The organism is Candidatus Culexarchaeum yellowstonense, assembly GCF_024707025.1.
In the GTDB taxonomy this organism is placed as follows: Archaea; Thermoproteota; Methanomethylicia; order Culexarchaeales; family Culexarchaeaceae; genus Culexarchaeum.
This window is the reverse complement of the sequence record NZ_JANGFQ010000179.1, coordinates 1-4,320: the sequence shown is the minus strand read 5'-3', so window position 1 is coordinate 4,320 and position 4,320 is coordinate 1. Positions and strand designations below refer to the sequence as shown.

The following is a 4,320-nucleotide window of genomic DNA, read 5'->3' as shown; positions in this document are numbered from 1 at the left end:
TTCTGGAAGTGGGATATTGGCGTTAAACCTCTGGAGGGATATACCACCAGGAGATAATCCACCAGAAATATTGAATATGGTTGTTGAAGTTATAAGTGGATCAAGAGACAAGTATGAGTATCACCGTGAATGGGGTGCATTCGTACTCGACAGGATAATACATACATCCACAGTATTCCCAGTGGATTATGGATTCATACCACAAACATGGTATTATGATGAAGACCCATTGGACATAATGGTCTTATCATATGAACCTCTTGAAATTGGATGCATAATAAAGGTTAGACCAATAGGTGTACTAATACTTGAAGATGAGAAGGGGGAAGATCCAAAAATACTCTCAGTTCCAATAGCAGACCCAAGATTCAATGGTATAACAAGACTGGAACACGTCCACCCACACCTACTAGTGGAGATAAGGGAATTCTTCGAAGCATATAAGAAGCTTGAACCAAATAAGTGGGTTAAATTTAAGATGTGGGGAGATCATGATTTAGCCAAGAGAATAGTTATGGATAGCATAGAACTATATAAGAAGACATTCCTGAAAACATAGAAGCATAAAGCATGAACACATATTTATACTGAAATAGGGCAATGAATAATGGATAAGGGTGTATGCCATCCAGCTACGTTAAAGGTAGGAAATTCGAATACACGGTTAGAGCGAAATTTGCAAAACATGGTTATCTAAGTATAAGGGCTAGTAGCAGTAAGGGGACACCTAAAGGTCAACATCCACTAGATATAGTAGCAGTAAAGGATGGTAAGGTGATAATGGTGGAATGCAAAATGCAGAGGGAGAAGATAACACTACAATTACTGAGGGAGATGAAGGAGCTTGGTGAAAAGTATGGAGTGAACACAGTGATAGTTCACAGTAATGGTAGGATAACATGCATAATAGTGCACGATAAGGATGGAATCGTAGATGAATTGAAGAATGTTTTTGAAGAAGTTAAGGTTGCAAAAATATTTAATGGAGAATATGAGTTTATTGAAGTCACATAACCTTATGGAACCTATCCCTCTCAATATACATATCAACCCTTCCATCACTGTAAATCACAAATTCCACAGGCATCCTAACACCATTGGAGTAAACGTAGAATCTATTGGACTCCATTAAATCATCCTCTGGAATTAGTGGCATGGTAATGCTTCCAAAAACCCCCTTCTGAACCAAGTACAGCATCCCACCCCTATTAACAACTTCAGCATTATCCACACCCATATATGTGGAGTAATGGCCGCAAAGCATATTCATCTTCCTCCTAACCCTAACATATGGAACTTCCTCAGGATCCCTCCCCAAAAGGATGGCATGGAGGGTTTGTGCAAATTCATCATATGGGAAGCCAGCTGAATTGGAAGCCATGGCAATGCCGAAACCATACTCCGGTAGTAGTGATAGGTGGGATGTTGAAACCAGTATTGACCCTCCATGTGAAACAAGTTTAGTTCCAAAGAACCCTTCAATCACACTCCAACCATAACCATATCCATGTCTACCATAAAGTCCCCTCGGGAATTCTATATGTATCTTGAACATCTCCTCAAGAGATTCTCTACCAATAACCCGTCTACCATCAAATACACCCCAATTCAAATTAGCCACCAAGTAATTGGATAATTCAGTAACGGAGCTTATCAATCCACCAGGAGCTGATATGAAGGAGAATTCAGGGTTATCTTCAACGTTTGGATATGGGTATGGTGTTGGTATGAATCGCCCAGATTCATCCACCCTATATGGTGTTATCCTATCAGGATCCCTCTCAAAAACGCTCTTAACGAAGGTGCTCCTAAACATTTTAAGAGGCTTCAAAACATTCTCAGTTACATAAACGTGGAATGGCATCCCACTAACATTTTGAATTATGTGTCCAAGCATCCTATAACCAGCATTTAGATAGAAGTATCTCCTTCCAGGTTCATCCACAATCTCATTTTGAGCTCCATTAACAAACCTATAGAAATCATTCACACTGGCCATGGGTATACCCATATGAAATCCCATACCACTCTGCAATATTATGGTGGAAGTCCCTAAATCTGGAATGCCGGAAGTGTGTGAGAGGAGGTGACGTATACGTATAGGCTTATCCTTAAACCCTATCTTTAATGGCACATAATTGGATACTGGATCGTCGAGGGATATCTTCCCAGACTCAACAAGCTGCATTATGGATAAAGCCACAAAGGATTTGGTAGTTGAACCTAAACCATAAAGGGTGTTGGGGGTTGCTGGGAGAGCTCTCTCCAAATCCCTATAACCAAAACCCTCACAATACAGAATACCACTCTTATCCACAATGGATATACTGAACCCTGGAACTTTGAAGCTCTTCATTAATTTTGGAACTTCCCTCTCCACATAACCCTTAACCCTATCAATCTCACGTGACATAACCATCAAATAATACTATTAACATTGAGGCTATTAAAGGGTTTGTAAAACGCCTAGAACCATGAAATTTACATTTATCATTTAACCATCATGAATAAAATGTTATTAAGTTGACTAGTACTTTAATCTTTCAAGTATTATTGAGGGGCAAACCCTCTTTACACCCTCAATACCTCCAATCCCCTCAGAAAGAATCCTTGAGAGGTCATTGCCATCCCTAGCCCAAATTTCAACCATAATCATATGATCACCAGTGGATATGAATACGTTTTTGGCTTCAGGAAGTTCACAGAGCTTCTTAGCAACTTTTAAGAGTTGCTGAGGCTCCACATCCACACCCACAATTGCTACAGAATTGAAACCAAGCTTGTAGGGATCAACAATCACAGTGAACTTATTTATAACATTACCCCTCTTCAATTTCTCAACCCTCTTCCTAATTGTAGACTCACTCAAATTCAGCCTCCTAGCCAATTCACTAAAGCTAATATCACCCTCCTCCATCAAAATACTTATAATCCTAAAATCAACCTCATCCACCATGACTAATTCACCCACCTAAAGTTTAAAACCATAACTTAGTGCTAAAATCGGACAATAAAGTTATATTATAGTCTTAAATATAAATTTATTGGGAAAGAAAATGAGGAAAATAAGTGAAGAAAATCTTAAAAACGCACTTTCAGGGGAAAGCCAAGCGCACATAAAGTACATGATTTACGCAGAGAAAGCTGAGGAAGAAGGGTTTAAAAACGTTTCAAGACTATTCAGAGCAGCAGCATACTCAGAATTCATACATGCAAAAAACCATTCCAAAATTCTAGGTATAATTAAAAGTACAAAGGAGAACCTTGAGAATGCAAGGAATGGGGAGAAGTTTGAAGTTGAAGAAATGTATCCAGCATACAATCTAGTTGCAAAGAGTCAAGGTGAAAGTGGAGTTGCATTAACCACAAATTGGGCTTTGGAATCTGAGAAGATCCACTTATCACTATACGAGAAGGCAAAGAGCAAAGTTGATATGGGAGAAGACATGGAACTAGGGGAGATACATGTATGTAGCATATGTGGATACACAGTTGTGGGGGAGAAACCTGAAAAATGTCCAATATGCGGTGCATCGAAGGATAAATTTAAAACATTCTAATGGTGATATATATGAGCGTGTATAAACCAGCAAACTATGAACATTTAATAGGATTAAGGGGGTTCAGCGAACAACTACTCAGAAACCACTTCCAATTATACCAAGGATACGTATCCAACACCAATAAACTCATGGAAACACTTAGAAACCTTGAAAGGGAGGGTAAAATTGGAAGCCCCGAATACGCTGAAGTTAAAAGGAGATTTGGATGGGAATTCAATGGAATGCGCCTCCACGAATACTACTTCGAAAACATGACGAAGGAATCCATGGAACCAAACAAGAATTCAAAACTGTACTTGAAGATTGTAGAGGATTATGGTTCTTACGAGAATTGGGAGAAGGAATTCAAATCCATTGGAGCTATGAGGGGGATTGGCTGGGTAGTATTATACTATGATGCAAAGGCTAATAGGCTTCTAAACGTTTGGATAAATGAACATGATGTGGGACATTTAGCTGGAGCAAAACCAATACTGGTCATGGATGTCTTCGAACATGCATATATGCTGGATTATGGATTGAAGAGGGTGGATTACATAGAAGCATTCTTCAAAGCCATCAATTGGAGAGAAGTTGAAAGGAGATTTGGATGAAGTGAAATTCAAATGGATGAAATAAATATCAACCCACATTTTTTTTACGTGACCCTTATAACCTCCTTCTCCAATATAAGGAATGTATGCTCCCATTGAGCCACAGGCTTCCCATTACCTTCAACCATATACGGGTACTCAGTAATGTATCCCCTATCCAACAA

General features: G+C 39.1%; 6 protein-coding genes. 4 read left to right on the top strand and 2 right to left on the bottom strand.

Annotated features, from left to right (window positions below; all coding sequences use genetic code 11):
* The coding region (locus MRT15_RS10625) for an inorganic diphosphatase (RefSeq protein WP_304330126.1) at window positions 1-559 on the top strand (559 nt) is incomplete at its 5' end.
* Between the two features lie 62 nt (window positions 560-621).
* Window positions 622-1,014 carry a restriction endonuclease gene (locus tag MRT15_RS10620; RefSeq protein WP_304330124.1) on the top strand — a complete coding sequence of 131 codons (393 nt, stop codon included), beginning with the start codon at window positions 622-624 and terminating at the stop codon, window positions 1,012-1,014.
* Here MRT15_RS10620 and MRT15_RS10615 read toward each other — a convergent pair.
* Together MRT15_RS10615 and MRT15_RS10610 are read right to left on the bottom strand one after the other, a co-directional pair.
* Complete coding sequence (locus MRT15_RS10615) at window positions 1,007-2,413, bottom strand: serine hydrolase (RefSeq protein ID WP_304330123.1); 1,407 nt, start codon at window positions 2,411-2,413, stop codon at window positions 1,007-1,009. The genes MRT15_RS10620 and MRT15_RS10615 overlap by 8 nt on opposite strands.
* A 114-nt stretch (window positions 2,414-2,527) precedes the next feature.
* Complete coding sequence (locus MRT15_RS10610; protein WP_304330122.1) at window positions 2,528-2,956, bottom strand: Lrp/AsnC family transcriptional regulator; 429 nt, start codon at window positions 2,954-2,956, stop codon at window positions 2,528-2,530.
* Window positions 2,957-3,056: 100 nt separating this feature from the next.
* On the opposite strand from MRT15_RS10610, the gene MRT15_RS10605 reads away from it, so the two are divergent.
* Both MRT15_RS10605 and MRT15_RS10600 read left to right on the top strand, forming a co-directional pair.
* Window positions 3,057-3,560, top strand: coding sequence for a rubrerythrin family protein (locus tag MRT15_RS10605; protein WP_304330121.1), 504 nt, complete (start codon window positions 3,057-3,059; stop codon window positions 3,558-3,560).
* An 11-nt stretch (window positions 3,561-3,571) separates the two neighbouring features.
* Window positions 3,572-4,156: a superoxide dismutase gene (locus MRT15_RS10600; RefSeq protein WP_304330119.1), complete on the top strand. Its 585-nt coding sequence runs from the start codon at window positions 3,572-3,574 to the stop codon at window positions 4,154-4,156.
* The last annotated feature ends 164 nt before the right edge of the window (window positions 4,157-4,320 follow it).

Coding starts and splice junctions, on each gene's coding strand:
- MRT15_RS10620 (WP_304330124.1), top strand. CDS start 622: ATGCCATCCAGCTACGTTAAAGGTAGGAAATTCGAATACACGGTTAGA.
- MRT15_RS10615 (WP_304330123.1), bottom strand. CDS start 2,413: ATGTCACGTGAGATTGATAGGGTTAAGGGTTATGTGGAGAGGGAAGTT.
- MRT15_RS10610 (WP_304330122.1), bottom strand. CDS start 2,956: ATGGTGGATGAGGTTGATTTTAGGATTATAAGTATTTTGATGGAGGAG.
- MRT15_RS10605 (WP_304330121.1), top strand. CDS start 3,057: ATGAGGAAAATAAGTGAAGAAAATCTTAAAAACGCACTTTCAGGGGAA.
- MRT15_RS10600 (WP_304330119.1), top strand. CDS start 3,572: ATGAGCGTGTATAAACCAGCAAACTATGAACATTTAATAGGATTAAGG.